Genomic DNA, 23,444 nt, shown 5'->3' on the forward strand with positions numbered 1-23,444 from the left:
TGCTTGGGTCATCCTTTAGTCTTTTCTGTTTAGCCTAAACAGACAACGCCCTGACTGAAGGGATTATGACTCAGCTTTCTCATAATCACGACGTTTGAATAACGTCTAAACAGACAACGCCCTGACTGAAGGGATTATGACTCATTAGTTCATTCGTTAATTAATGATACCGATGGTCTAAACAGACAACGCCCTGACTGAAGGGATTATGACACATGAAGCCACTAGTAAATCCATCATAGTTAACGTCTAAACAGACAACGCCCTGACTGAAGGGATTATGACGCAACTGTTGCACCGATAACTGCACACGTCGTTGTCTAAACAGACAACGCCCTGACTGAAGGGATTATGACGAGAGCAGTTTGTCGATCTCCATGAATAAGTTTAGTCTAAACAGACAACGCCCTGACTGAAGGGATTATGACACGTACGCCTGGTTAAAAACTATTTAGCAGCTATTGTCTAAACAGACAACGCCCTGACTGAAGGGATTATGACAGCGCCGGCAATAGCACCACCGATCACACCTGAGTCTAAACAGACAACGCCCTGACTGAAGGGATTATGACTGGTCGGGTCAAACTCTAACTTAACTATTTGTGTCTAAACAGACAACGCCCTGACTGAAGGGATTATGACTCAAATGTTAACTGTTGTGATGCATGTAAGAACGGTCTAAACAGACAACGCCCTGACTGAAGGGATACTTTAGGATCTAGACCCGTGAACCTGCCTTTGAGCTTACTAAAACAAAAAGCAGAGTAAGTTAACTCTGCTTTGCTTTTAGTTTCAGATACCCTTTATGCCTTTAAAGCTTTAAGTGAATATTCTCTGCTGCTAGTTTTAAACCCTTATATTCAAAGCGTGTTCGCCCATTATCTTCGTCTTTTGCTGTACTTACGGTCACAATTTGATAGTACTCAGCCAACCGCGGCCCTAGGTCATCTTTAATGGCTTGATTGGTTTCTTTTAATAAACGATCCCATAAGTTTTTATGAATTTTAAATAAGTCTTGCTGGTCGCGATCGGGCTGTGTATTTGAATAGAGGCACTCTGTCTTTTCATTACTTTTTAAAAGCCAATTATTGCGAGTCGATATTTTAGTGTATGCAGTCTGTTGTTGCTGCTCGTGCTCTATCATCTTGTATACAGCGTCATTCGCTTGCTCGAATAGCTCATCTAATGTCCAGCTGTTATTCATAGTCACTTCGGGGGGGAGCGTCGCTTTGAGGTAATCTGAGAATCGCTCATCGAGCTCATCCATCTTCATCTCTCGCTTTGGCGGTTCAATACCTTCGCCAGGATATTTTTTACTGTCTTGGGCAAGCCAGCTATAAAAGGCGAAGCAATCAGCCTTCAGCGCAATAGTGATGCCATCGCAACAAATACTCATGGTGGTGAAGTCTAGTTCAACGGTAGCACTTTCGGTGCTCAGTGAGTTAGCGCGGTTAATTCGCGCTACGGTGTTGGTATAACTTACACTCGGTTCATTCATCAAGCTGGTGGGCATTTCTTCACGCATTAACACCAGCGGAATTTTTGCCAGCATCACGTGTGCTTGACTTAAATCATGTTGAGATTTTTTATCGCGGTCGGCGCGCATCACTGTGTTTGGCGTTGGGTAGTAAAAATCGGGAATGGTTTCGTAAGGCTCACTGACCAAAACATGGCTTAAAGTATCTTGTGGGCGGCCAAATAAGCTCATGGCATAACCGAGTGCAAAGCCCATGGTTTTGCGGCCACCGGCCAGTGACGCATGAATAATGATGTTAGGATCTTGACTTAGCTTACGCACGTGGTCGGTAATAAAATCGGTGATAATTTCCTGCTCCCGCTCGCTTTTTATATCATTAAGAGGTTGGCTATCGTCACCTTCAGGAACTTTGATGTCTTCTGGAGTGAAAGTAATATTAGGTAACTGATAATCGTTAATTAGTTGTTTCAACGGGCTATTTTTACCGAGTAAGTTATTAATTAAACGCTCACGGCCATCTTGTGTGGTGATCACTTCAATGCGTTGTGGCACTTTTGTTGGATCTTGACGATAAATGCCGTATAAGGTTTCGGTGATAATTTGCGGTGTCATGCCAGACACGGCAAGTAATACATGTTGTTTGGTGCTCATAATATGTGGTCCTTTGTTTTTATTCGTTGATTAACACATTTTAACAAGGTTTGGTGCGTCGGATATTGCGACCAATTGGTCAAGGTAGTTTAAGTTATCAATTGATATTTACCTAAGCCAAAGGTGGTTTTACCACCAATGTGCAATAACTCACCGATTTTAAGTACTGGAATAAGGTTGGTTAGATCACCATAAAAACTGACTTGGCCTTTTAGGCCCCCAAAGGGTAAATGCTCTTGATTTTTATGGGAAAACCGCTGCCAATCTTCAAAATAACAGTGATTAGTGGTTTTCAGTTGACGTATTGCTGGTTGGTAGGTGTATAGCTCATCAAACAAAACGGGTTCATCTAATACCCAAAAACGCGTTAATTGGATTAAGCGTCTGAGGATTTGCTGGTTAAGAAAATGTATATCGGGTATGTGTGTTTTGCATACTTTACCTTGTGACTTGAGGCGTGTGGGAGTGATGAATGTCACCGCCAGTTCGCGTTCGGTATCGATTAATGGTGGCGTATCTGGCAGTAGTATCATTTGCGCTAATGTTAAAGGTGCGGCCCCAGCTTGCAAGCCATAAGGATTTTGAGTGGCAATGCTAATGACTTGAAAGGGTGTTCGTTGCGGGCCAAAACCTAGGCCTTCACCTATTTTTAAAGCGACAAAAAGTGAGTCGACCAATTGAGTGGCTTGTCCAAATAGTGAAAGTTCAAACCGATATAATTCGCCTTTACGCCACTGCGTTTTATGATCATCGCTTGGGCAAATCACATAAGGTTTAGGCTGTTGATTATGGTGTTCACCATAACAGATAAAGTAGGCGTGTTCATCTGCCGCTTTAAGTGCATGGCCAAACCAGCCATGCAACATTGAGCCTTTGAAAGCAGGTAATTGGGTATCTTGCTGTAACTGAATAGTAATCGTCAGTTTTAGCAAATTGAAATTCGCCATTACGTGCTGTAAAGCTGGCGTCATTTCACCTTCTCCAAAAATGTGGCTGCTTTTTTGGTTTCTTTTGAACAGAATTCAATCTTAGTTACGTTCGCAAACAGGGTTTGAGCCTGCTCTGGCGTTAGTTCCAACGTTTTTAGCGCTTTAATTTGCTCCCGAAATACTTTGGTTTGCTCTTTTTTCTCGGTAGCGGTGAAACCTGCTTGACTTTTTATTAACCACTCAGTAATTTGCAGCAATTTTTCATAAGGGGGGAGATCTGCATTGGTAATAGCTTGTTTTTCCTCAGTTAGTTGTGCTTTTTCTCGGCGCTGTTCAATACGACGTTGATAGTGCGCTTTACCCTCAATCTGTTGTTGGTGAAAGTGATTATCACTATCAAAAAGAGCACTTAAACGCCCTTGAGCAAAGGCGAGTGATGCTGAATGGGTTTTCTCATCCTTATCCACATCAGAGCTGGCTATATCTTCGCGGCTTAATGTTTGGCCATTGTATTCAAGGTCTGGCATTGAAGCCGTTTTATTTTTAATGCTTTGGTAATCTTTTAAATTGAGATAAGCAAATTCATTGGCATTCTCGATGTCTTTATCAGTCAGAGCCAGCAGATATTTTAGTTGTGGAGATTGTTCCCATTTACCATTGGGTTCAAAACGTTGATTCATGTGTTCGGCAAACCTGTTTACCCATTTAGCAATGTCAATGGTTTCTAGGAGAGAGCCATTATTTGCTTTGATGGTTGAGGTTTGTGGGTCGATTTTTATCTGGATCGCGCCAGCACCTAATGGTTTGGCATGGCCTAAACTGTGGTTGTGGATATCACTATTCGCTAGTGTTAAGCACCAAACTAACGCCGCTAGCTCTTCCGCTTTGAGATTATGAAAAACAATTTTACCTTCAAAATCATGGCCTTTTGGGAGCAGTTCAAAACGGTTCTGTACCGATTGGTTACCGTTACTGGGTTCATGGGTTGTATATTCTTTGCGTGTTGGGTAACGCTTCCATCCTGCTAGCAGTGCTCGGTCTTGATCATAGGTGGCATATTTTTGTGCATCCTTTTGTTCAAGGTATGCCCCCAAGAAAGTGGCTTTAGGGGAGGAGAGCACGGTTGGAGCAGCGAGCTTTAAAATGGTATCCCATGGCTGTTTTTGTGAGGGTGAGGCATCTGAAAAAAACACACGGCTTTTTAGGCCTAATCCATTCTCTCGTAAGGTACCAAACATCAGTTCTGCCATATCAAAATAGGCCTCATCCAAATGAGCTGGGTTGAGATGGTTTATGAGATCATGGATGCTGTTTTTATAACTCACCCGAGGCGTTTTTGCAAACCCTAGCGAATCCACTTGCGATGGCGCGTCTTTTTTGATCAGGGCAAAAACGGGTATCCCCAATTCTTGATGCGCATGATCTTGTAAGTATTTAACGTGTTCATCGCCGTGGTTAGCAAACAAGCTTTGCACTTGTTGCTCTAAATCGTTATAGCTTGGTGCAGCTTCTGGTTGGTAAAAGAAATAACTGAATTCATAATCCTGTGCATCACCTTTCCCTTTGATTCTATTATGAGTAAAAACAACGTGACCTTGTGCTTTACCGGTTGTCTGTCCGGCACTAAGTTGTTCTGCCCAGCGATTTTTTTGTTTGCCTTTGGGTCCTGAAATAATGGAACTTAAGCTGGTTGCTAATGGTAGTTGTTGATATTTTTCTTGAGCTGGTGTGGTGTTTTTGATCTGGACGCCAAGTTGTTGCTTGATCTCTTTGTGGGACACTTTGGCAAATTGACATTTTCTTAATTGCCATTGACTGATTGAGGGGTTGAACTTTAACCAACCTGCAATGACATTGTTAGTACCAATCACTTTAGCCAAGTAATGATTTTTACTAGAAGAAAAGTCACGATATGAGAAGCGCTGATCATCGACTGCATTGAATTTACCAAAACTAGCAATTTCTAGTACATTGCGAATCATGCCTTTTAAGCTTGAGCCGGGAATAGTGAGGTTATTATTACCATCCCGTGCAAAGCGTAAGATACCAGCTTGATCGACGCTACCACCAACACATAAATCGGAATGGTTAGTTAAGCGATAGTTAAGTGCACCAGAGTAGCCGTCTTTCAGAGGGACATCATGGCTGATCAGGTGCGCCCAATCTGGCATATAAACCCATTTAGAAAGAGGAACAAAACGGTAAGGTGCTTGAACATCAGTCATATTATTTCTCCTCTTGTTGGCTAAAGCCGATAAATTGTTGGACAAATGCTTCCCAGCGGCCACTGTTTTCACCATTTATATGTTGTTGGTACCAAAGTCGATAAGTAATGGCTTTAACTCCGTTAAAGTGTTTTTGAACCAATATCGATTGCTCTTTGTATACCATATGGCTGTTTGGTGTTGGATTCATCGCCATCTTGCATACTGAATAATGCTCAGGCCCGATTAAACGAATTTGTAAACTCTCTTCACCTCGGCTGTATTCGGCTTCAATTAAGTCGTTTCTGCTGGGTACGTTACTGCTGATAGTGACGCTGTCACGATACATTGCCCAGCCTTGTTGTGGTTGAAAAGTATGTATCTTAGAGCAGAGCTGATCAAAATTGCAGTATTCATGGCTGAGAGTTAAGTTACTTTGGATCAGTGTAGGTAATTCAACGCCTACAAAATCAGGTGCTGTGTGTGTATGAGATTGCAATATAGAATAAGTATTTAGGCTCATTATGCTTGTTCCTTTGCCTGCTTTAACATTGTTAAATGATTTTCCCATGGTGCATTTGGCTGTGGTATTACTAAGCTATTACCACGTCCACTGCCAGCTCCCATAGGTAACAAACCGGCGTGTAAGTCATCGAGAGTATCGCGTAGGGCACTGATTAACTCTGATGATAGCTGCGTTGAGCGTTCAATCAGAAGTGTAATGGTGAATTTGGGTTGATAGAGTAACTGCTCTGAATAGAGTGCACCTTGTTGCACTCCACCGGTAAACCGATCTATTTTATTGTGTGTACGAGTGATGGTTTTATAGTCTTCAAGCTCAACGTCATCAACGTATAGTTTACCTGCTTGGTACTTGCCATCAGTCTCTTGGGGTTTATCTGCAGCATACCCTAATAGCTCAGTTAAGGCTGCGGGTATTTTGTTCCACTCTTCGTGAGGCTGCTCGGCTTTGGTTTGAGCCCACTCTTGGTTGTGGCGTCGCAAGTGATAGGCAATGCGGTGGGCTAAAATTCCTTTAATGCTACTGCCACATAATACGGGACGTTGTGCCGATAGCGTGGCGGTGTTGTCTTCCCAGTTAATGTGTGGCTCGCTGAAAGTTATTAATGAAATTGAACCGCTGGCTTTATCGGCAATGGTGGATTGAGTTGTTGTATCGTTAGCGGTTAGTGAATCAATAAGCTCGCTCCCCGTACCGCATCGCCAGTTGTCTAGGGCTTGTAGGGGCAATTTGGCCAACAAGGTTAGCTGTTGTGTCTCTAGTGGTGGAAGGTCGTTGCCACTGATGTTTGCTTGTGTGAAAAACGTTTGAAATTGGCGAGCGGTTTTGACGCCTTCTTTTAAATCAAAGCTTTTTTGTTGGCAAGCGATAACTTTAATCTTACCAAAGCCATTACGGGTGCTACTACCAAATGCGAACTGTCGGTCATTCCATAGCGCCAATAACAGTTGCCACTCTTGGTGATTAAGTTGTTGTTGATCTTGGCGTTCGTTTAAATGCCATTTTAACGTTAGGCTAAATCGAACGCCTTTGGGGAGTAATATTTGATCAAATTTTCCGGTATCGTTGGCTACGCCACGATCATTAATTGCGACTCGTTCGCGATGATGGGGGCGCTCTAAAGCAAGCTGGTTTAAAATTGGGTCTTTGGTAATGCTTTTTATGTTAGTAAGTGATGACACAGGTTGATTGTGTTGATTATGAACCACCGCGTGCGAGATAACTAAGCTAGAACTCTGCTTAGTTGTTCCTAACCATTTATCTCTTAGAGCCACATTATGATGTTGGCTGATTAAGTGACCCCACACGCCAGCAATTGCACTGGCAGGAATGTAGGGTAAGCCGCTTGCATCAAGGGCAAGCTGGTTATCAAAGCCTTCTTCTCGTCCACCAGAATGGATTGCCATCGGGCTCTGTGTTTCTAGCACTAGTTTGGTGACATGAATGGTACTCATTTTTCCGTCTCCTGATGGTGAGTAAACTCGCGCTCTAGGCGAAAATTAAGTTCTTTTGCGGCTTTTTTTAGCCCTAATAGGGTAGACAAATCATAACGACTTATACGGTTGACTAAGGCCAGCACAATATCTGCTTTTTGCTTGTCTGTTTCGTTTTTAGTCAGGTTTTCTTCAAGTAACAATTTAAAAAACTCAGCAAAGTCGACCATTTTTTTGCCGTTGTGCCAGCGAATACCCCAACCAAGTTGATCATTGTTGGCTTTACAGATGCAATGGTCACCTTCAAAGAGCGTGTTTTTCCAATCTTGATTGGCCTGTCTAAGCTGATTACTGATCCGTCGCCACTGGTTGACGGATGGGCCGGCTTGATAGTGGTCAATAATATAGTTGTAGTGGCGAGCATTGTGGTAGGCAAGGCCTATCTCGGCGATTAAGCTCTGAACTGTGTTTTGAACATTATCTTCGATTTGGGTTTGAGAGTATCGTTCCGCTAGCCACTTAGTTAATACGGATGTTGGCTCATCATTAAAGTTTTCAACCTGAGTGTTAGGTAGGGTAACAGCTTTGAAAATAGCGTCTTGTTGTAGCTGTTGTTGGTTTGCCCATGTTGGATTAACACTGATCCAACCTAAACCTTGTTGCTGGTTGATCCCCATACCTTGCTGTTGTAGGGCACTTAATTGCTCAACAGTTAATGGTTTGTTGAGCTTGTACACCAAGACGGAGCCTTTGGCGATGAGTAATTGTTCAGAATCGAGCCCTTGTCGTTTTTGGTTAAAGCGACGCACTCTATGACTACGAATAAAGCTTTTCTGAGCGTTTAATGTGCCTTGGGCGGTAGAGATGAGATCAGTAAGATCGGGAGTAAGTGTCACTAATCCTTGTTGATTGAAGCATTGGCAGTCACTTAAACACCAAATGGTTAGCGTTTCGATATGAACTTCCGGTTGCGATTGAGATGGCTGGTCAATGATATTGATCATAACTCGTCCAAATTCAGTATTGCGTGAACGCCCGATAGTAAACTGCCCCTTGAGCTGCTCACGGATGACTGCTAGCTGTTGCGGGTTGTCTGATTCTATCCAGCCAATAAAGGTTTGTTTGGCATCTAAGTAAGCAAAAGAAAATAGCGATGATTCTTTGGCTATGCCAGTTTGACGCTCAATTGCGGTTTTAACTGTCATTCCCTGTTTAATATTGGCTTTTTTAGTGTGTGCATTGATGTAGCCATCACGGCATTGTTTGTATTGCACCTGATCTTGCCGGACAAAATGTGGACTGGCTTGGTTGTATATTTGAACTTGATTGAGTGCTTGATCCTTACTAGGGTCCTGACCTTTAGGAAAGTGCCAGCTAGCGGGAATGGGTAAAGCTTGCTGTTGATCAATTGTTGGGTAGCAAGGGCCAAATTTTACCCCACCTGAATGAAATATCTGCCAGCTGGTTGTATCGTCAAGTTGCGTATAAAGTCGAGCGGCTAATGCACCTAATATTGCGCTGCCTGGGATGTAGTCTAAGCATTCATGGTTATTGGTGGTTGCCGTAGATTGACTAACAATAACCGGATCTAAAGTGGTGAGTGAATAATATATACGCATTAGGTTATACCTCTTTTACGCAAATAGTGACTTTGCCTAAACCACGATGACGTTTATTGCCCAATTCGCTGATTAAGCAGACAATATCGGGTAATAGTTCATTAAACTCGTTCGCTGTCTGTGAGTGATAATTAGGATGAGTGGTGTTGAGGCTGATTTGCGCGATTAATGCCATTGGTACGGCAACTTCAAGACTACGCAAGCTGGTTGGTTTTGCGGTGCCAGTAGTCGCGTCAATGGCAGTGAACTGCAAAACTCGGTAAAGATGCTTGCTAGCTTGTTTAGTAAGAATGTAATGGCGTTCTTGAGCAGTTAACTGGGCGCTTGAAATTTGTAGTATGCCTTGCTGAGTTTGACCATCTTTACTTTCTTGGCCGAACCATTGTTGAACTTGTGATGTCTTTAGCCAGCCAGAATGAGAAGCGAGTAGGAAGGCTTCTTTTAATAATCCTTTGCAAGATTTCCCAGGAATGTAAGGCAGGCCATCATTATCTTTTAGACATAAGGCATCTGCATAGGCTCCTCCTTCTTTACCGCAGCCAATGTGCCAGTCACTATGAATATTAAAAATCAGTTGCAAATTAGCCATGGTTAAGTTCCTCTTTGTGCTGAGTTATTTCGGCATTGGCATAGCTTTGAAAATGATGAGTAATTAGCAAGTCATTGATTATCGAATAATATTTTTTGTGATCTGACTTTTGTTTGTTGTGCCAATACCAATTGGTTTGTTCACAGCCATCAGGTGTTAATGAGGCTAAAAGTAAGTTAAGTTTTTCAACCTCTTTAGGGTTAGCTAAACTGCAGCCACGGTGATAAATACGATCGGCTTCGGTAATATCACCTTGTGCAATACAGGTCGCCATTTGTCGCCATCTTGCGATAGATACAGGGGCATCGGTTTGGCACGATAGCTCGACGAGTTGTGCTAGTTTGTCGAAACTAAAAGGCGCTTGACGTGAGGTTTGATCATCAACAAAATAAGCCGATTGACCGATTTGCATACTTTCTTTTTTACGCAAAGTAAACGTCAACGAATTTTCAACTATGTCGTTAAAATCATCATGCACTGCATTAGAAAGACGATGAAATGCCAGCGTTGCTGGACCCACTTGTCGCTCGTTTTCATTAACACTTTTTGTGAGCCTTTTAGCATGATTACACAGTGCTTCTACAAGGTGGTGTGAATGTGTAAAAGGGTGTCCAGCTTTGTGATAAACAATGCCACCACTGGCCGTTAGGTGGTCGAGTATGTGGTTTGGTTTTTCTGTTGCGGATGAACCTTGGCGCAAGTAATTATTAAACAGTGGTTCAAGCGCTTTTTGTGATGCTACTTTAAATTCACTGCAAAATATTTGACTGTATTCTAATGCGAGATCAGCTCGACAAAGTAGGGTGATATCATCCCCACCTAGGACTATTGGCCGAATTGGAACCATTAAGCGTGGTTGTTTTGGGTCGTTATAGTTTAAGTATTTTGCACAGTCATAAACAAACTGCGTGGCTTGTTGAGCTGCTTCAGTGGTCGCTTGATTAAGTGCTTCGGAAAACTGACGAAACGCTTTTCTGAAATCATCATCATTACTACCTTGTAATGCTGATTTTAATGCCATTAGCAATATGCCAAGGCCATTGCCATCAATATGAATTAATGCAATATCTTTAATCGCTTCTGACTGTGAACGATTAAGTTGTTCGTTATTGTGCTCAAATTGAAAGTCATTTTCTAAATCAATTGGATAAAATAAAGTGCCCTTTAATTTACCTGGGGTAAATTTGTCTTGTAGAGCCGCGGCATTGCGCATCTTAAGTGTTTGATAAGCTTGACGATGTAGGTCTGTGTCAATATCAATGTCTTCATCTGACGTTGTGGCTTGGCGGGCTTGAGCTGTTATTGACACGCTCGCCTGTCCAGTGCGAGAGAATGCTCGACATGGCGCAGAGGCTAATGGTAATTTGAGTGAAGGGACATTACGGTCCGCTGCTAATTGACTATGAGCTTTATCTAAGGCATCGGCCAATTGGTCTGCTTCAACTAGAGCATCTGTGTATTCCATCGAAGGAAATAATTGTTGTAAGGTGAGGGTCCATGCCGAGCGTAAGTCGAGAAGTGGCTGTTTCTTTTGTGCGTAACAGTAAAAAGCGCCCCCTTTACAACGCATAAAGCGAATAAGCTTGCAATGGTTGGGTAAATTTTCATCCAGAAGATCAGAGTTGAGCTTTGCACTGGTGAGTACATGATGCAGAACGCTCGATTCGCTGGAGTCAATTAAACGGTCAAGGCGCTCACTGGCGCTTATTACATCAATTAGCTTGCCAGATTGAAACAGATAAGACTGTATCGATTTGGCTTCAAATAAATAAATATACATAACGTCTCCTTTTGTAAATTACTTTCCTAATATCGACTCAAATGTATTTTAATTTTTAAGTTGTTACATTCGTTTCTATAATTAATAACTTTAAGTTATATAATTATGATTTAAAAGGATTATATGAACTTACTGGCATTTATTTAAATTACTTGTAATTTAAGGGGTATGATTTTTAGCGCGTTCGTAAAGTGTATTAGCTATGCTCCACCCTGCAGCTTCAATGATAGCTACAGAGATAGCCGGTGATATTAATTGTCCCAATAGAGGTATTACTTTACTTACTTCCTTTACTAGTACTTTTATAGGTTGCTTCAAGATTGTTTCTTTTATTGCTGCAATTGCTAATCCTTTTGCTACTTCTTCGCTAATGTCTCCTTTAAATAGTGACGATAAGCTCATGCACATAGAGGTCATTGTTGTGATATCTACTGCGATACCAGCCCCTGGGACGGGCATTAGATTGCCTGCTCCAGCTATAGTTGCATGCGTATGTATAATAGCATGACAGCTGTTACGTTGACGTTCGTTCATATAGTTACCTCAAAAATCACAAAGTTCAATGTATGGGGTTCACTTATTGTGTTGTCCCAAGTAGTTGAACTTATCTTAAGCTAAATAGAGTTTTTTTTGGCTGTGACCAATTGGTGGAATAGATTAAATAACGTGTATTGTTTGGGTGTGTTTAATATTGTGTTATGTGGTTTTATTATTTTTGGGATATAAGGGTTACGGTGTGTGTCGGTTGTTGGGTTGTTAATGTCGGATGGCGTGGCTTCGCCACTTAACCGACCTACGTAAACGTTGGAAATAATAAGAGTTAAACATTTGGGAAATCATATCTCATGTTGCCTAAGCGCTTTACTCATAAAAGCACCAATCGCAAAGAAAAGTGTATACCCATAGAGCGACTGAATCGCCTTTCGTTTATAAATCATCATTCAGTTATAAGCGAGGTGGACAATTATATTCAGTTTTACAATTACAAACGTAGGCATTCTACGCTTCATTATATGACGCCACATCAGTAATATAATGAATTAAAAAATGCCGCTTAGAATCTCTACAGAATTAGTTGACCATTACAAATCTCGCTGTCGCAGCTTAATGGACTGTTTTTTGAAGTATCGCGGCCCAACAAATACCCATGAGACTACTCGTCCTTTTTTGTTGAGTTAGCTTGAAAAGTGCCTGTCTTTCCTGCTTTGTTTATCACTGCACCGAGCATCATTGAGATGTTCCGAGCTTAACGAAAGACCTAGTAGCAAATGTTGAACAACTCAAACAGGATCTAACCCATAAAGAAGAAGTACTAAAAGGCTATGATGACGTATTACAAAAAGTTAGCACTGACCTGGCAGGATTAGACTTTAACCAATAAATATTACTATAGTTAAGGCATTATCGTGTTTTAAAAAACATAGATAATGCCTATAAAGCAACCTTACCCATCAATAAGCAGGTAGTGGGTATAACTCCAAAGCTCAGTATCCATCATAATATCGATAATAAATATAAAATGAGCAGCGCTAAAGTTGTAGTTAAACTTAAAACGACCGTTATTTAGTTATTTTGTTTGCTAGGTTAGTTAATAAATCAACGGCTTTAAAGCTCGCCGCTTCCATTTGCGATATATGATCAATCATTTTATCCGAATGGCCATCTGCAAAGGCTTGCAATGCTTGTATGCCATGGTTGTGAATCTCGGCGTGCGGGGCTTCTAAGTTTTTAAATTCAATATGGGAGGCGTATTTAGCTGCACCATCACCTTTATAGTACCATTTACCTAAACGACACATTGTGTGATCGGCAAATTCATCTGTGGTTTTATCAGATAAACCAAGTAGTACCTTATAAACTTCCAGTTTCCAAACGATATGATCCATTTTTACCGTCTGAATAAATGCGTTTTCAGTTGAGTCGGTAATAACTGAATACATGTTTTGTGAGAACGTAACAATTTTATTAGCGGTATCTTCGATAGCCGCTGAACTTTCACTGATCTCATTACTTTGTTTCCCGACGTCGGTAATGTTGCCAACAACGTGGTCCATTTGTTGGTTTACTTGTTCAATTAAGCCTGAAATTTCATTCGATGCATCAGCTGAGCGTTGTGCTAATGTGCGAACTTCATCTGCAACTACGGCAAAGCCTCTACCTTGTTCTCCAGCTCTGGCGGCCTCAATAGCAGCATTAAGGGCTAGTAAGTTAGTTTGGTCAGAGATGCCTTTGATAATGTTTACAAAGTCATTAATCCCTGCTGTGACTGTTTGTAATTGCTTTACAGATTCAGAGGCTGTTTTAGTGTCTCTGGATATCACAGAAGTTGATTGCAAAGTGGCGGATAGCATTACAATAATGTTATCAAGCAACTGCTGTGATGATTGAAAGCCATCTCTGTGCATTACAAGTTCACTTGAATTTGCTGCTAGGCTCTCCCTGATTTGCTCTATTAAAATTGAAGACTGTAGCCACAAGCGGTTTAATTCGTCTTGTTGTTTGGCAGTTTTATCAGTTTGATTTATTTGCGCTACTAACTGACTTTTAGCATTCTTAACTTGTTCTAGTTCATCATGCAGTGCTTCATTTTGGTTACGAATATCTACAATTTCATTTTTTAGTTTTGCAATTTCTTTTTTATACTTAGAATTAAATATCACGTATTTGTCCAACTGTTTCTGTAAATGTGCCCAGAGTAAATCTCAGCGTTGTGCTAGCACACTTAATCTAATAGGTTATTAGGTTAGTTTAGCAAACTATGTCGTAATTTTTTTGAGCAAGCGCAATAAAACAGTGTGCCATTGCTATTTTTAGGTCAACAGAGCAGCCTTAATGCGAGGAAATAACATCGCTTTATTAGTAAACTATATGTTTGAAGATAGTTGCGCGCAAGAACATTTGTTAGTTTAACTGAGACAGACGACTTTATTCCGCCCTGTTTCTTTAGCTTTATAAAGACCAAGATCGGCTTGTTTAACCATGTCTTTATATTCACCTTGTTGATTATATTCACAGACACCTAAAGAAACAGTGACCTGAAGTAGCTTATCTTGGTAAGTCAATTCAATGTTACTTACGGCTAAGCGTAACTTTTCTGCAAGATGCGATGCTTGCTCTTTATTGGTTTCAGGTAAAAACACCAGAAATTCTTCACCTCCCCAGCGAGCAACTTTATCCATACTTCTAATTGAATCTTGCAATGCGCTAGCCACTTTTTGCAATACAATGTCACCATAGTCATGTCCATAGGTGTCGTTGAGTACTTTAAAATGATCTATATCCAGCAAAATAATACTAAAAGTTTTTTTATTGCGATTAACCCGGCTCATTTCTAATTCAAAGATATCGTGCAATGCGCGGCGATTAAATAGTCCCGTGAGCTGATCGCGCAACGCAAGCTCTTTAACTTGCAGGTAGGCAGAGTGTTTTAGTCTATAGGCAATATAAATAAATAAGATAATTAAAAGACTGAAGGCAATGATCCCATAGAGTCGTAGAATTGCATTTTCATTGCTTGTTTGCGCTAGTTTAGCTTCGATTAATGACTTTTCTTTAGAGGCAATATCATAGGCTGCTTGTGATTGATCAAATTTTTCTTTTGCAGCTAATGAGGTACTTTCATCATCTAATTCTTTGTATTCAATCATAAGTTCTAATGCGCGTTGGTAATTTCCTAATGATTGATAATTTTCGATCATTGGCGGATAGTTTTCTAAACGTTTGATGAGTTGACTCTCGCTTGAAAATATAGCAAGGGCTTGCTCAAAATAGTCGGCAGCAAGTTTATAATTACCTAAACTTTGATTTCTTTGTGCCAGATTACTTAAAACGGTAGGCTTATGTATTAAATCATTGTTTTTATTTACAATATCTAACGCTTTTAAATAATAATCAATGGCTTTTTGGTGCTCATTTAGCTCAGCATAAATAGTGCCTTTATTAATAATTATAGGAACTCGGTCAAATATATTATGGAAGTGGGCTACTTTTTCGGCTTGATTAATGGCAATTAATGCCTCTTGGTATTGGGCTTTATCAACGTACATTGCAGCTAAGTTTGCATACAGCTCAGTGAGCAGTATGTCATTTTCAGGGTATGCTGCTATTGCCTGTTGAGTGTATTCAATCGCTTTGTCGTAGTTTTTCATATAATAATTGGTAAACCCTAAACCAATTAATATCTTCGGTGAAGCATATCCTTGAATGTTTATTTGTAAATCGTGAGCATGTAAGATTTTATCGAGTCCATCTACCATTTTTCCTTGTCTAACAGAGTTAATTCCATACAAATAGTAAGTCATACTCGTAGCAAGCTGTGTGTCATCAGCAAAAGACACTGCTTTTGATAAATAAGAATCGGCTTCGGCAAACTTACCTAAGCGATATTTCATTAATCCGAGGTTGTCATAAAGTGCGTATTTAGTTTCTATATCGACTTCGCTATCGAGTAATTGTGAGACATCGTCTTTGAGCAAGTCGAATTCATGCCAGTTCTTGTCTTCATTCATAAATGCAAGCCAAACAACCATTAACTCAGCTTGTTGTGTGGTTGATTGTGCCGAGGAATATGTTGCTCTTAATTGTTGATAAGCTTGTGCGGATTCACCATCACTTTTGAGCTGTTTTATTTCACTGAGTGTGGATTCTAGTGAGTCAATTTGCTCTGTGGCATAGCCACTATTAATAAACGTTAGCAGTAGTAATATTAAAATACCTTGTCGTACCATTATAAAGTCCAAAGAGTAAGGGGCGTGTTGAAGTCAACTAATGCCAAAGTTTTTGCAGTGGGAGCTGTGTTTATTTCACTGATCAGTGTGAATAAGCATAAATTAATTATCGCTAAAAGCGACATTATTGCCGTTATATTTTAATTTTTATAGGTATTAATTTTGTATCTTTGTCTTAAAGCGTTGCGCGTAAAAAATTTAAAGTTTGCGTGGATAAGTCGCAGAACAACACGTCTGCGACTCAATTATAGCGAAGTGTAATTAGTAACGTTTTTTAGGTGCTTTTAGTTGTGAATCAAATTCATCAGGAAATAAAATCGTGCCGTCGTCTTCTTCAGTTGGAAAAACGGCGATAAGTAAGTCATCTTGTTCAAGACCGGGTGTCCATCGGGTTGTCCAATCTTTCAATGGAATTGCTTTAGCTGTGCAATTTTCCCACTCACCGGTAGCCCATGCCTCGGCATAAATACGTTCAGGCCATACCGGTACACAATCATCATCTTCGTTGGCGAGCATAACACAGCCATCGTCGTCATTTAATATCCACACTTGTTTGAACTCTTGGACGGTCTCAAACATAAAAGCCAATCTTTTTTTGGCTCCTAAATTTAAGATTGTCTCGAATTTTTCAGATGCGGTTGCAGTTGCATTACTCATTAATAGACTCTCTCTAGAATGGCTTAGGTATAGTATATTGACTAATATGACAAAATGTCGATTAGTTAAAAATTAATTACACATTGCGTGGTATAAATCGTCGGCGAGTTGGCTTAGATCTTGTTCGCAGCGGTTAGTCAGTGCATAGGTTCGCAAGCCGTAAAGGCCCATTGCTAAAAAACGAGCTAGATGCTCAGCTGTGCGTGTGTTTGGGATTTCACCTTCTTTTATCGCGCGCTCAAATTGTTCGGCGAGGGCGTTTTCGTAGGCATTTAAATTTGTCATCAGTACGTGGCTGATCTGTGAATCTTGCCCTTCAACTTCACTAATACTTTTAGTCAGTAAACATACTTTCATCGCATCACCACTGATACACTCGTTGACTATTGAGTCTAAGTATTGGCGTAGGCTTGGTAAAACGGGTTTATGTTGACAAAAAAGTGCCGTAAATTGCTGATTTCTATCAGCCTGATATTGCTCAATAGCCGCTAAAAAAATACCTTTTTTATTGCCAAACGCAGCATATAAAGATCCCGGATGAAGCGCTGTAACTTGCGTTAATTTTTGCATACTCGTTTTAGCATAACCGTGTTGCATAAAAGCCAGCATCGCTTGGCGAAGTACAAATTCACGGTCAAATTCGGCTATTCTCATAGGGCGCTCTGTTGCATTCTATTTGACTTATAAGGTGTATGTGGGGTTAGTTTACTTAATCTTGAACAAATATTCAAAAATAGACTTGAATGTTTTATTGTTCGCCCTTATCTTGAATGTACACTCAAGATAAGGATTGATAAGAATGACCACTGATCTACTGCAACCGTTTAAGCTTAATGGCACGATTGAATTACAAAACCGTATACTTATGGCACCGCTAACGCGTTGTATGGCTGACGATAACTTAGTGCCAACCCAAGCGATGGTTGATTACTACGCACGCCGTGCTGAAGCCGGTTTAATAATTAGTGAAGCCACGATTATTCGCCCTGATGCGCAAGGTTACCCGAATACGCCAGGTTTATTTACCAGCGCACAAATTCAAGGCTGGAAAAAAGTAACCGATGCTGTGCATGAGCAGGGCGGTAAAATGTTTGCACAACTTTGGCATGTTGGTCGGGTTGCACATCCACACTTTTTTGATGGCGACGTTTTAGCCCCATCTGCGATTGGTGTTGAAGGCTCTGTACCACGTATGCGTGAGCTTACTTATATTACCCCAAAAGCAGCAACCACTGCCGATATTAAGTCATTAATTGCAGATTATGCAAAGGCTGCAGAGAATGCGCTTGAAGCAGGGTTTGATGGCGTTGAGATCCATGGTGCGAATGGTTACTTAATCGATCAGTTTTTACATTATGCAGCCAATGAGCGTGATGATGAATACGGGCAAACTCCAGAGAATATGTCGCGTTTTGCACTTGAAGTTGTTGATGCGGTAATTAACGTCATCGGTGCAGATAAAACTGGGCTACGTTTATCTCCTGGTGCTTACTTTAATATGAGCGAAGATAGCCGCGATAAAGCGGTATTTGATTACCTCTTAAACGAGTTGAATAGCCGAGCACTCGCTTACTTACATGGCGGTATTTTTGACGATAGCATGCGCTTTGCAAGCCTTGCAGATAAAACGACGTCAGAATATTTACGTGCGGCTTATTCAGGTACTTTAGTGGGTGTTGGTAGCTATGATTTTGACACGGCTAAAGCTGCGATTAACGCCAATAAGTTTGATTTAATTGCTATTGGTCGCCCGTTTATTGCAAACCCAGATTACATCAGTAAAATCAAAAATGCTGAAGAAGTGGTTCCGTATAGTGATGAAATGCTGGCTGAACTAATTTAAACGTAATTTATTTTAGTCACTAAACCACCTACGCTCGTAGGTGGTTGCATTAACGCCATACATGTTGATTGCAAACTCGTTTTAGGTATTTATTTGCGATTAGCAATATTGCTTTTTAATCGTTACTAATACTGTGAAAAATACTTTTTCGTATTGATTTAACTCCCTCTCTATTTCCTACAAATATTACCGCGATAGACTGTTATTTAAATTATAATATCTTTATATGTTAATTGGTTAAGCTGCATTGTTGCCATAAATAATCAATATTTTTGTCACTGTTACGTCAATTTTTTCGAGCTTTTTTGTCATATATTCCCTCCATACTTTGCCCGTATACAAAACAATAATTGCAAATGGGACAACAATGCGTACTTTTACTAAAAGATCGACTTTAAGCTTAGCAATCGCTTTAGCGTTTTCAACTAATAGCTTTGCAAATACCAACGAAATCGAAGAAGTCACGGTAGTGGCAAAACCAACGAGCTATGCAAATAGTGTGATTGAGCAATCAATGATTGAACAGCAGAGTTCGGTATCAAGTGTATTATCGGTGATGGATAACCTACCGGGAATTAGTATTAACGAAGGTGATGCATTTGGTGGTGATGATTGGTCTACCACTATTACGATGCGCGGCTTTAGTATCGATGGTAACCAACAGCAGTTAGGTATGACGGTTGATGGTATTCCAAACGGCGGCTCTAATTATGGCGGTGGTGCAAAAGCTAATCGCTACCTAGACAGCGAAAACTTAGCCACGGTTGAAGTGGGCCAAGGTACCTCAGATATCGCCTCGGCATCACTTGAAGCGCTCGGTGGTACGTTTAATTTTGTTAGTAAAGATCCTAGCCTTGAGCGAGGAACTACATTTGCTTACACCAATGGTGACCATGATGCGACCCGTTATTATTTTAAGCATGAAACTGGCACTCTCTTTGATAACACGCAAGCTTATGTGAGTTATTCACAAACCAATACTAGCCGCTGGATAGGTGATGGCAGTAATGGTGGTAAAGATAATCAACATGCTGAGGCTAAATTTGTATCTAATTTTAATGCGCTGACTGTAACAGGGCGTTTATCGTATGATGATGTAAGTGAGACCAACTATAACAGTGTGAGCTTGCAGCAATTTGCGCAAACACCAGATTGGGATCAACTAACTTGGAATTGGACTGGCGTGCCACACTTTGACCAAATGTTTGCAGAAGGTTGGGGTACATTGCGTGAAAATGCGTTAGGTTACGTAAAGTTTGAATATGCAATCTCACCTTCGTCATTATTAACAATCAGCCCTTATTACCATAAAAACTCTGGGCGTGGTGATTGGATCCCACCTTATTTAACATCACCTGTCGATAAAGACGGTAATCCAACAACCGAAGGCGGCACAAATGCTGGCTCATATGGTTTTGCAGATAGCCAAGGTAAGCCATTAACGCCTAACGCAAATTGTACGGATACACTCAGTTGGCCATGGGATTCAGGCACAGGGTTGAATCCGGCGTGTTACCCAGATTCCGCAATACCGGTAATGTCATATCGCCATACACACTATGACAAGGACCGTTTAGGTTTAACCGCCGATTATAAATTAACCTTAGGGATGCACGATATTGAAGCAGGTATTTGGCTTGAGCAAACTGATCGTGACGAATCTCGTGATTGGCATAAAGTTATTGACGCTCGCGTGTATCATCACTTTGATAGCACCCCATACTGGACGCAATATAAAAATACTTTTGAAACAGATACCTTTAAGTGGTACGTACAAGATTCTATCAGCCTAGGCGATTTTACAGTTAATCTTGGCGCTAAACAGTATTTAGTTGAATTACAAAAATACGATCATTTTGCAGATCTACGCTCTGATAAAATAAACAGTGATTCAGATGTGTTATTTAGTGCAGGTGCTTTGTACCAGCTAACTAGCAGTACTGAGTTATTTGCCAGTTTTAGTGAAAATTTCTCAGCAATTAAAGATGGAGTGCTGGAGCGTGATAGTTCTACACTCACAGAAATTGAACCAGAAACAGCTGAAAATATCGACTTTGGTGTACGTTATAAAGCAGACCGCTTGAGCCTAACTGCGACCGCTTATTCTATTGCCTTTGATAACCGTATTACTTTTATCGCACCTGGCAGTGATACCGGCGGGATTGATTATACGATAGGTACAAATGGCTCTTACATCAATGTAGGTGGTATTGACTCGCAAGGTATTGAACTATCAGCAAGTTATATGCTTACAAATGAATGGAATATTTATACTTCATACACTAATAACAGCTCTGAATACGCATCGCACGATCCAAGTGCCTACGATGCCGATGGTGTTATCCTCAAAGATGAAGACGGAAAAGCGCTACCGCCAAGCTTTAAAAAAGGCGATGACGTTATCGATTCACCAAGCGATATGTTTGTGCTTTCGACCGATTATTACAGTGGCGACTTCCGCTTTGGTATATCCGCTAAATATACCGGTGAACGCTTAGGTGCATTTTTAGATGAGCAAACTCGTACACGTAATAAAGTTGATGGTTATACCGTGCTTGATATCAATGCCGGTTATGCTGCAGACGTCAATGCCGGCCCATTTAAATCAATCGATATTGCTTTTGCTGTCACTAACGTAACAGATAAACAGTATTTAGCGGGTGGGACAGGTAATGGCAGCACTTATTTTATTGGTGCACCACGAACTGCAGCACTTACATTTACTGCTAATTTTTAAGCCCTAATTATAAAAATAATAACCAAAACCCATCCTTGTTGATGGGTTTTTATTGATAGGAATACTATGAAAGCAATAGCTAAACTGGCCGTAATAGGCTGTACATTAATGGTAAGTCATATTGTCAAAGCCAGTGATAATGTCGTGCTTGTGACGCTTGATGGAGTGCGTTGGCAAGAGGTATTTAACGGCGCCGATCAAAAATTGTTAGCAAATCCCGATTTTGTTAAACAGCCTGAGCAATTGAAACAACAGTTTTGGCGCGATGACAAACACGCCCGACAAGCTCAGTTAATGCCATTTATTAGCAATACGATTGCTCAACACGGTGTGTTAATTGGCGATAGAGAGAATGGTTCAACAATGTCGGTGAGTAACCCGTGGTATTTTTCATACCCAGGCTACAGTGAGATCTTAACTGGCAGTGTTGATGAGGCAATTAACAGTAATGATAAAACGCCAAATCCAAATAAAACTATTTTAGAGCGATTAGAGCAACGCGCTGACTATAAAAATAAAACCGCCTTATTTGGTAGTTGGGATGTATTTCCGTTTATTGTTAATACCAAACGCAGCGACGTATATGTAAATGCGGGTTTTATGCCAATTGAGGCAGACTTATTTGCCGATGCGCCACTATTAAATGCTTTACAACAGGAGATCCCAAGTCCTTGGCATAATGTGCGTTTAGACAGTTTTACATATCGTTTTGCCAAAGCTTATATGCTGGCAAAAAAGCCTAAGTTATTAGTGATCAGCTTAGGTGAAACCGATGATTTTGCCCATGATGGTCATTACGATCACTATTTGCAGTCGGCTAAACAAAGTGACGCTTTTATCAAAGATTTATGGCAAACCATTCAGACTACATCTGGCTATAAAAATAACACAACGCTTATTATCACCACGGATCATGGCCGTGGCAGTAACGCTAATGATTGGCAGCATCATAGTTCAAAACAAGCAATGGCAAAATCGGAGCAAGGTCGTAAAGCTTTTCCTGAGGGAATTATTGGCTCTGAGCATATTTGGTTAGCTGCAATTGGCCCAGATATTAAACCGCAAGGTTTATTAAAAACAACAACAGAGCTCAAACAAGCACAAGTTGCGGCAACGATTTTAACCGTACTTGGCGAAAACCCTAAGCAGCTTAATCCCGCTATGGCGGATGCAATTGATGAGATTTTAAAATGAAGCATTTAATTAAAGCGGCCGCATTGGTAAGCATTGTTGCGAGTTTTTCAGTATTAAGTACACCGCAAAAACTAACGCCGCAAAAAATACTGTTTGGCTCATGTGGGCATCAAGATAAAGATATTCCGATTTTTGACGCGATCAATAAAGAGCAGGCAGATTTGTTTATCTTTTTGGGTGATAACATCTACGGCGACACCAACGATATGCGCGTACTTGCCGATAAATATCAGCGCTTAGGCGCTAAGCCCGGCTTTAAAACGTTAAAAGCACAGACTCCCCTTATTGCCATGTGGGATGATCATGATTTTGGCCAAAATGATGCAGGTAAAGAGTACCCACATAAAGAACAGTCTCGGAAAATTATGCTCGACTTTTGGCAAGAGCCAACGGGTTCAGTGCGTCGCACACGTGCCGATGGGATTTATACCTCGTATATGTATGGTGAAGGTGAGCACACGATACAAGTGATCATGCCTGATCTGCGTTGGAACCGCGATGCACTTAACCACGTTAGTGAAACACAATACAAGACTGAGCGTAAAGCGAATAATCAAGGGCCTTATAGCCCAAGTGAAGTAAAAGGCGCATCGATGTTAGGTGAGGCGCAGTGGCAATGGCTTGAACAAGAGCTTAAAAAGCCTGCTGCAATTAAACTGATTGCTTCGAGCTTACAGTTACTGCCTGACTTTACCGGCTGGGAGTCATGGGCTAATTTTCCGGAGGATAGAAACCGTTTATTTGCGTTAATTAAAAAACACAAAGTAAACGGCGTGGTAATTATCAGTGGTGACACACATTGGGGTGAGATATCAAGGTATGAACAAAACCTTGATTATCCACTGATTGAAATGACCAGCTCAGGCCTTACTGAAAAATGGAAAAACGTCAGTCCTAATAAACACCGCGTGGGGAAGTTCACACATGACGTTAATTACGGTGATTTAAGCATTGATTGGCAACAAACAGATCCAGCTATTTCACTCCAGCTAAAAGGCATTGATGGCGATGTGATCATGCAAAGCCAATTTAGCTTATCAAGTATTAGCCCATATAAATAATGACTCCCTCAGAAAATAAA

At 40.8% G+C, this 23,444-nt stretch carries 17 protein-coding genes, 1 pseudogene and 1 CRISPR repeat array (1 of these 19 running past the window's edge); of the genes and pseudogenes, 5 read left to right on the forward strand and 13 right to left on the reverse strand.

Annotation, left to right across the window (positions count from 1 at the left end; all coding sequences use genetic code 11):
• Nucleotides 1–714: direct repeats of the CRISPR family, unit length 38 nt; unit sequence GTCTAAACAGACAACGCCCTGACTGAAGGGATTATGAC (it extends 256 nt beyond the left edge of the window).
• 97 nt (nucleotides 715–811) lie between these two features.
• From csm6 to H5200_RS02520, 9 genes are all read right to left on the reverse strand, one after another.
• Nucleotides 812–2,128, reverse strand: coding sequence for a CRISPR-associated ring nuclease Csm6 (gene csm6, locus H5200_RS02480; RefSeq protein ID WP_182760872.1), 1,317 nt, complete (start codon nucleotides 2,126–2,128; stop codon nucleotides 812–814).
• 89 nt (nucleotides 2,129–2,217) lie between these two features.
• Nucleotides 2,218–3,099 (reverse strand): CRISPR system precrRNA processing endoribonuclease RAMP protein Cas6, encoded by an 882-nt coding sequence (cas6, locus tag H5200_RS02485; RefSeq protein WP_182760873.1) that lies wholly within the window; start codon nucleotides 3,097–3,099, stop codon nucleotides 2,218–2,220.
• Nucleotides 3,096–5,282, reverse strand: coding sequence for a TIGR03986 family CRISPR-associated RAMP protein (locus H5200_RS02490; RefSeq protein WP_182760874.1), 2,187 nt, complete (start codon nucleotides 5,280–5,282; stop codon nucleotides 3,096–3,098). The genes cas6 and H5200_RS02490 overlap by 4 nt, the downstream gene beginning before the upstream one ends.
• Nucleotide 5,283: 1 nt before the next feature.
• The gene (locus H5200_RS02495; RefSeq protein ID WP_182760875.1) at nucleotides 5,284–5,784 is read right to left on the reverse strand and encodes a hypothetical protein; all 501 of its coding nucleotides are present in this window, start codon (nucleotides 5,782–5,784) and stop codon (nucleotides 5,284–5,286) included.
• A complete protein-coding gene (locus H5200_RS02500; protein ID WP_182760876.1) occupies nucleotides 5,784–7,238 on the reverse strand; it encodes an RAMP superfamily CRISPR-associated protein in 1,455 nt (484 codons plus the stop codon). Before H5200_RS02500 ends, H5200_RS02495 begins: the two co-directional genes overlap by 1 nt.
• Nucleotides 7,235–8,836: a hypothetical protein gene (locus H5200_RS02505; protein WP_182760877.1), complete on the reverse strand. Its 1,602-nt coding sequence runs from the start codon at nucleotides 8,834–8,836 to the stop codon at nucleotides 7,235–7,237. The genes H5200_RS02500 and H5200_RS02505 overlap by 4 nt, the downstream gene beginning before the upstream one ends.
• A 4-nt stretch (nucleotides 8,837–8,840) precedes the next feature.
• Nucleotides 8,841–9,425, reverse strand: a complete 585-nt coding sequence (locus tag H5200_RS02510) for an RAMP superfamily CRISPR-associated protein (RefSeq protein ID WP_182760878.1) — start codon at nucleotides 9,423–9,425, stop codon at nucleotides 8,841–8,843.
• Nucleotides 9,418–11,205 (reverse strand): Cas10/Cmr2 second palm domain-containing protein, encoded by a 1,788-nt coding sequence (locus H5200_RS02515; protein WP_182760879.1) that lies wholly within the window; start codon nucleotides 11,203–11,205, stop codon nucleotides 9,418–9,420. Before H5200_RS02515 ends, H5200_RS02510 begins: the two co-directional genes overlap by 8 nt.
• A gap of 159 nt (nucleotides 11,206–11,364) precedes the next feature.
• Nucleotides 11,365–11,739 (reverse strand): hypothetical protein, encoded by a 375-nt coding sequence (locus H5200_RS02520; protein ID WP_182760880.1) that lies wholly within the window; start codon nucleotides 11,737–11,739, stop codon nucleotides 11,365–11,367.
• Nucleotides 11,740–12,107: 368 nt separating this feature from the next.
• Here H5200_RS02520 and H5200_RS02525 point away from each other — a divergent pair.
• Nucleotides 12,108–12,236: pseudogene (locus H5200_RS02525) on the forward strand (IS3 family transposase); the annotation flags it as partial.
• A 528-nt stretch (nucleotides 12,237–12,764) separates the two neighbouring features.
• Here H5200_RS02525 and H5200_RS24315 read toward each other — a convergent pair.
• The 4 genes from H5200_RS24315 to H5200_RS02545 form a co-directional block, all read right to left on the reverse strand.
• Complete coding sequence (locus H5200_RS24315; RefSeq protein WP_274803910.1) at nucleotides 12,765–13,865, reverse strand: methyl-accepting chemotaxis protein; 1,101 nt, start codon at nucleotides 13,863–13,865, stop codon at nucleotides 12,765–12,767.
• A 246-nt stretch (nucleotides 13,866–14,111) separates the two neighbouring features.
• Entirely contained in the window at nucleotides 14,112–15,932 is a 1,821-nt protein-coding gene (locus H5200_RS02535; RefSeq protein WP_182760881.1) for a tetratricopeptide repeat-containing diguanylate cyclase, read from the reverse strand.
• Between the two features lie 261 nt (nucleotides 15,933–16,193).
• Nucleotides 16,194–16,589, reverse strand: coding sequence for a DUF2750 domain-containing protein (locus tag H5200_RS02540; RefSeq protein WP_145233101.1), 396 nt, complete (start codon nucleotides 16,587–16,589; stop codon nucleotides 16,194–16,196).
• A gap of 72 nt (nucleotides 16,590–16,661) precedes the next feature.
• Nucleotides 16,662–17,243: a TetR/AcrR family transcriptional regulator gene (locus H5200_RS02545; protein WP_145233102.1), complete on the reverse strand. Its 582-nt coding sequence runs from the start codon at nucleotides 17,241–17,243 to the stop codon at nucleotides 16,662–16,664.
• Between the two features lie 145 nt (nucleotides 17,244–17,388).
• On the opposite strand from H5200_RS02545, the gene H5200_RS02550 reads away from it, so the two are divergent.
• The 4 genes from H5200_RS02550 to H5200_RS02565 all read left to right on the forward strand — a co-directional run bounded on the left by H5200_RS02550 (nucleotide 17,389) and on the right by H5200_RS02565 (nucleotide 23,424).
• Nucleotides 17,389–18,432: an alkene reductase gene (locus H5200_RS02550; RefSeq protein ID WP_182734291.1), complete on the forward strand. Its 1,044-nt coding sequence runs from the start codon at nucleotides 17,389–17,391 to the stop codon at nucleotides 18,430–18,432.
• Between the two features lie 367 nt (nucleotides 18,433–18,799).
• Nucleotides 18,800–21,169: a TonB-dependent receptor domain-containing protein gene (locus H5200_RS02555; RefSeq protein ID WP_182717389.1), complete on the forward strand. Its 2,370-nt coding sequence runs from the start codon at nucleotides 18,800–18,802 to the stop codon at nucleotides 21,167–21,169.
• Between the two features lie 66 nt (nucleotides 21,170–21,235).
• Entirely contained in the window at nucleotides 21,236–22,363 is a 1,128-nt protein-coding gene (locus H5200_RS02560) for an alkaline phosphatase family protein (RefSeq protein WP_182760882.1), read from the forward strand.
• A complete protein-coding gene (locus H5200_RS02565; RefSeq protein ID WP_182760883.1) occupies nucleotides 22,360–23,424 on the forward strand; it encodes an alkaline phosphatase D family protein in 1,065 nt (354 codons plus the stop codon). The genes H5200_RS02560 and H5200_RS02565 overlap by 4 nt, the downstream gene beginning before the upstream one ends.
• Nucleotides 23,425–23,444: the final 20 nt, after the last annotated feature.

The sequence above is a fragment of the Pseudoalteromonas sp. SG43-7 genome (genome assembly GCF_014164295.1).
Classification (GTDB): Bacteria; Pseudomonadota; Gammaproteobacteria; order Enterobacterales; family Alteromonadaceae; genus Pseudoalteromonas; species Pseudoalteromonas rhizosphaerae.